Source organism: Winogradskyella sp. (genome assembly GCF_028289625.1).
Taxonomy (GTDB): Bacteria; Bacteroidota; Bacteroidia; order Flavobacteriales; family Flavobacteriaceae; genus Winogradskyella.
On record NZ_JANQOM010000031.1, the window covers coordinates 1 to 6,024 of the forward strand.

General features: G+C 36.8%; 5 protein-coding genes. All 5 read left to right on the forward strand.

The window, feature by feature from the left end; translation table 11 throughout:
• Positions 1-491 (forward strand): hypothetical protein (locus Q0992_RS06520; RefSeq protein WP_299521539.1); only part of this gene is annotated, 491 nt, incomplete at its 5' end.
• A gap of 22 nt (positions 492-513) precedes the next feature.
• Complete coding sequence (locus Q0992_RS06525) at positions 514-2,424, forward strand: DEAD/DEAH box helicase (RefSeq protein ID WP_299521540.1); 1,911 nt, start codon at positions 514-516, stop codon at positions 2,422-2,424.
• 3 nt (positions 2,425-2,427) lie between these two features.
• Positions 2,428-3,405: a DUF3883 domain-containing protein gene (locus tag Q0992_RS06530; RefSeq protein ID WP_299521541.1), complete on the forward strand. Its 978-nt coding sequence runs from the start codon at positions 2,428-2,430 to the stop codon at positions 3,403-3,405.
• Positions 3,406-3,519: 114 nt separating this feature from the next.
• Entirely contained in the window at positions 3,520-4,572 is a 1,053-nt protein-coding gene (locus Q0992_RS06535) for a YaaC family protein (RefSeq protein WP_299521542.1), read from the forward strand.
• Between the two features lie 322 nt (positions 4,573-4,894).
• A protein-coding gene (locus Q0992_RS06540) for an IS3 family transposase (RefSeq protein WP_299521543.1) occupies positions 4,895-5,985 on the forward strand; the annotation gives its coding sequence in 2 pieces (ribosomal slippage) (positions 4,895-5,156 and positions 5,156-5,985; 1,092 coding nt in all).
• Positions 5,986-6,024 lie beyond the last annotated feature (39 nt).

Here is a 6,024-nt window from a genome sequence, read left to right on the forward strand (position 1 = left end):
ACTATATACGATTAAAATTTCCACATCTTAGAATAAGGGAAATACGGAATTTATTCGGAAGAGAAGATGCATGGCTAGAGCTAAAAAAGACTTTAGATATAGAAGTAGATGACAACGAAATAGCTATTGATAAAGAGGATGATGTTGATGATATAGCAGATGATTTAGATGACATCGAAGAAGAATTAGCTCAGGATAACGAGCTGCTCACTAATGCCCAAATACAGAAAGACTTAATGGAGGAAAAGAATTGGATTAATTTAGTTAAACACGAATTGAAAAGTAGGTATCAAGATGCAAAAGAACAAGAGCAAATACAAAAAGATACAGAGCAACCTGAATTGCTAGCGAAAAGAGCACTTAAAAATATAAATGCTATTCCCCACGATGAACAAGCATTAGTCAAAGTAGAAATGGATGACTTGCTCTCAGAAATAATCAAGAGCACTAATGAACTCAGAAAAATTTCTAAGAAAGTACGAAATCATTGAAATTCAAAAGAGATAGCTGCCTTTGATCAAACTAAGCTATGAGGAAAACTCGATAATTATTGTAGAAAATGACAATAATAATGGAGGAGTGTTTTCCAATACTATCCATACGCTATTTTTTAAAGGAACTCTACAAGGCATATTCGAGGAAGAAGAAAAAAAATGGATTATAAAACCTAAAGGGAACCTAAGTAATGTATTTGAAAATCTAATTAATCACCTTAAGAAATATAAAATTGAATATTTGCTAGATTCAAAATTATCAAAATACCTACAAGAAAAAGAGAATTTGGATGACCGATTTAGGGATATTATCAACAAAGGTTTTGAATTTAAATGTAACCAAAACAATATGGATTTAGGAAGTTTAAAGAATAAAATAAGAAAATACTTAGTACGAGATCCAAAGCCCCATCAATTAAAATCCATTTATCACCTAGATACCGTAGAGAACGGCGCAGTGTTTTCAGTACCAGGAAGCGGAAAGACAACTGTAGTACTATCTTATTTTGGACTACTCAAAGCAGCCCGAATTGCTGATAAGATATTAGTCATTGGCCCATCAAGTTGTTTTGCTCCGTGGGAAGAAGAATATTTTTCATGTTTTGGAAAAAAACCAAACGCATTGAGGCTCTCTGGTATAACTAAAAAAGAAAGAAGTTCTAACTATTTGGAAGCGCCTAATTATGAGTTGTTATTAACTACATATCATACTGCGGCAAACGATATCAAAGATCTTGCGGTAATTATGTCAAGCAGAGACTATTTGTTAGTGCTCGACGAATCTCACTATATAAAAAAGCCAGGTGGAGGAAAATTGGTTGATGGAGTTTTGGCAATAGCAAACTATGCTAAACGACGGGTGATATTGACCGGAACACCTATGCCTAATAATTTTATAGATCTATGGTCTCAATTTACCTTTCTCTGGCCATCTAATTATCCACTAGGAAAACTTATTTCCTATCAAAAGATGATAAAGGGTCAATCACAAGATTCAACGTCGGATAAAGTTTCAAGAAAAATAGGTGGATTATTTTTTAGAGTAACTAAAGCAAACCTAAACCTTTCTAAACCAGAGTTTAATATTATTAGCAGCAACATGGGTACTTTGCAGGAGAAGATATATCTAGGTATTGCTACTAAGTATTTGTCAGACTTAAAGCTAGCTAAAGATGACAAAGATACTCTAAGGCACTATAGGAGTAGTTGTGCTATTAGATTGTTACAAGTGGCTGTAAACCCATCTTTATTAATGAAAGACTGTTATGAGTTTGGTGTTGGGAAAATGGCTGCTGATGATTTGCCATTAAGGGATGTGATTAGAGAGTATTCTAGATATGAAACACCAAGTAAAATACTAAAGTGTATTGATCTGACAAACAGTATTATCGAAGAGGGTCGAAAAGTGATTATTTGGACTACATTTATTCATAATTTGTTAATGTTAGAAAACTTGTTTAAAGAGAACGGTTCAGTAGCAATATATGGCGATGTACCATATAGCAGTAAAGATAAGGAAGATATAACAAGGGAGAAGTTGATAGAGAGGTTTAAAAATGACAAGGACTGCAAAGTACTTATAGCAAATCCAGCGGCATGCGCAGAGTCTATTTCGCTTCATAATATCTGTAGTGATGCAATTTACACTGATAGGTCCTATAACTGTGCTCATTATGTCCAATCATTGGACAGGATACATAGAGTAGGCCTAAAGGAGGGTATAGAAGTTAATTACTATCTATTAATGTCCACTGGTTCAATTGATGAAAAGATATCAGACAATCTGGAAAACAAAATAGCAAGAATGAATGCACTTTTAGATTCAGAAAATGTCAAACCGACGCCTGATTACTGGCTCAAAGAGGGTTTTGATGATGAGAGTGATAATTTGCAGTTTATTGAAGATCATCTGCAAGAAATACTGCAATAAAAAATGAAAGTCTGTGCTGTTGATTTAGCAAACTTATGTGTAATTTATCGCAATATTGGGTCAAGGTATTTAAATGGGGGAAAGCTGGAAAGCATATTGAGAAATAATATGCGGTTATCAGCAATGGCCTCTCCAAAAGATGTGATTAGTGAAGCACAATTAGTCAAATTAATTTCTCATGATCAAAATCGCGATTTTTATGTTATTAGTAAGCTCGGGTTATTAATTGCGGATGGTCAAAAAGAAATTCAAAACGAGATTGTGCAAACGGCGTCAAAGTTACTACTTAAAGATGTCTATCTTAACCATGAAAACAACATTCAAACAGTAAGAGATATATTTAGTAGGATGGATGTAGATAATCGGTTTTCTACATTCGTATATAACAGAAAAGAGGAAGAAGAAAATGATGAAACAATAATGTTAATGAGGTTATCTGAACTGAGACTATTAGAGCATAAGGAAAATAAAATTCTCGTAAATCGAGAATATATACATGATGTAAATGAATATTTACATGCCCTTCGTCAAATACAAAGGATGGGATACCACGCAGACAGCCAATTTCGCAATGAGATCGGAAAACTGGCGGAGCAGTTGGCAAAAGAATATGAAGCAGAAAGATTAAGGAGTTTAGGATATTCCGAACTTATTCCCTTTATCACCCATTATGGTGGCGTGGATGACTCCAAGGGATATGATATACAGTCATATACAATTACTGATAAAGGTGTTGTTAATGAAGTGATGATAGAAGTAAAAGGAAGTATGCATGATTGCTATCAACTATATTGGTCAAAGAACGAAAGAGAAGTTGCAAAAGAAATTGGCTTTAATTATTGGATTTATTGCTATAAAAATGTAGATCTTAAAAAAAGAACAGCAGAAGGACCTTATGTGATAAGAAACTCCTACTATGAAATAGAACATAGTGATAAGTATGATGTAGAAGCCGCCGAAGTGTTTGTAAAAGTAAACTAAAAATAATTCGCGAAATTTACGTATTGAGATAGTCATGCTAGCATGCAATAAGTGTTTTAATGTATGGATTATTATGATATCGCTGCTAAGTGATGCTTCTTGGGGGTAGGTAGTATGACCACAAATCAAATTACCATAGGAAATAAGCGGTTTTATTTACACAAAGCAATTGCAAATCCTGATTTTCGTAGCAAATCTGTGTTGGTAGAAGATACTTGGGATTACGTGCAAATGTGGCTTAAGCGCAAACGTAAGAATAAAGCTTTGTTTTATTGGGAGCAGGCACGAGAGTTTTATCTTGCTACGCTGGAGCTTCCTGATACCTCAGCACCACTAACAACATATTATTGTTTCTTAAACGCAGTAAAATCCTTGTTATCTGTTCGAGGCCGTCCAATTACAGAAAACCATGGTGTTACAGGTAAATCTACATCTCAACGTGCTCATCTTTCCAATGAAGAAGTTACATTTCATAAAGGAGGAGTTCTTGCTGGTCTTTGTGAATACTTAGGTGAGGTTGCTACGGGACAAACATATACACTCAATGATATTTTTTATAACCTCGTATTTATACATAGAGCATATAACCTGACATTTTCTTCTAGGCCTGAACTATTCATCCCTATTAATAACCCTAGATACGTAAAGAAAATAGGTTCTACTGAAGCATGGTTTACCGCAGAGATATCTGATGAGAGGTACTCTAACCAACATTCAATAAATAAACTTCCAATTGGGTATGAGCAAGACACTTCTCCAGAATATGTGGATAATGATGAGTTAACAATTAGACGACGACGATTTCGCTGGCGACATGGAAAACCTAATCAATCTAGAAGTATCCAAAATTTAGTTAACTACCATCGCCGTGTAAGAAAATATCTATTTTATATAAATGGAGCATCAAGGCTTTGGTATATTAAGAGAGGAAAGGGGCCAGAGGGTATTATTAACCGAAGTTCAATGACGCTAACTTATGCTGCAATGCATAGGCTCAGTGAGTTGGCTCGCTACGATCCAATGCTTTTGGCCAAACATCTTGATTCACAGCATAACTGGTTACTTTCTGAGTTTATTGTTACTGCGAGAAGTCAATTCTTAGACGAAATTTCATCTGAAATTACTGGTCATGAATTTATGGTACCTGGCAGGAAAAGTGTTAGTTAGCATTTTGTAGTTGCTTGAATTGATCTATTATCGTACTAATTCTTAGGTGCCAAAGAGCGAGCAAGGCATGTCTCTGCTCAGCATAGCTAATGCGTGATCCGACTCTATGACATACTCCGGCCATGAGTCTACAATGTTTTTTATCGTACCCTTAAAGTTGGGCCATTCACCTGGATATACGGATGATTCGGCAATGTCGATTACACTTTCAAGAGTTTGAATTATTGATTTTTCTCCGAGGATGCTGGTTTGGTAATCCCCCCACAAAATAACAGAGGTCAAAAGTAGAATTTTCTCGTAATCTAATGATAGGAGATTCTACATGAAACGATCAAAATTCAGCGACAGCCAAATCATGGCGATTCTTAAACAAGCCGAAGCCGGCCTATCTGTTCCCGAACTATGTCGCGAACATAGTATAAGTAGCGCCACTTTCTATAAATGGCGTAGCAAATATGGTGGTATGGATACCTCAATGATGAAACGATTGAAAGAATTAGAGGACGAAAACCGTCGTTTGAAGAAGATGTATGCCGAAGAACGGCTAAAGTCTGAATTGCGTCAGGAGGCCCTGGAAAAAAAGTGGTGAGGCCCGGCCTGCGACGTACGCTTGCTAAAACAGCCGTCGAACAGCAAGGTATCAGCATCCGCCTGGCCTGTGAGGCGTATGGTATCAGTGAGACCTGTTATCGTTATCAGGCTAAGCTCAGTGAGGAGAATATTGTCATCGCTGATTGGTTATTAAGATTAACACATAACCAGCGCAACTGGGGTTTTGGGCTATGCTTTTTGTATCTGCGTAATGTGAAAGGATTTGGCTGGAACCATAAGCGTGTTTATCGTATTTATCGGGAGTTGGAGTTGAACTTACGGATTAAACCCAAGAAGCGGCTTCAGCGTGATACGCCTGAGGCACTGGCGGTCCCCTTAACCATTAACGAAACCTGGTCAATGGATTTTATGCATGACCAGCTAGATGATGGACGGGGCTATCGTTTGTTGAATATCCTTGATGACTGTAACCGTGAGGGCTTGGCTATTGAAGTGGATTTCTCGTTACCCTCACAAAGAGTTATTCGTACTTTAAATCGACTCATTGAGTGGCGCGGTAAACCAAAGCGAATACGTTGTGACAATGGACCTGAATACATTAGTGGCGCCTTAGCCACTTGGTCAGAGAGAAACAAGATTACATTGGAGTTCATCCAACCAGGTAAACCACAACAGAATGCCTACATTGAGCGTTATAATCGTACAGTACGTTATGACTGGCTAAGCCAGCATACGTTTAACTCAATTACTGAGGTCCAGGATTATGCGACCAAGTGGTTATGGATTTACAATCATGAACGGCCTAATATGGCGATTGGTGGAATCACACCAAAACAGCGGTTAGCACAACTTGCTCATTAACCTCTACTTTTAACTTCATGTATAAATGGGGGGATTACC

Coding starts and splice junctions, on each gene's coding strand:
- Q0992_RS06535 (WP_299521542.1), top strand. CDS start 3,520: ATGACCACAAATCAAATTACCATAGGAAATAAGCGGTTTTATTTACAC.
- Q0992_RS06530 (WP_299521541.1), top strand. CDS start 2,428: ATGAAAGTCTGTGCTGTTGATTTAGCAAACTTATGTGTAATTTATCGC.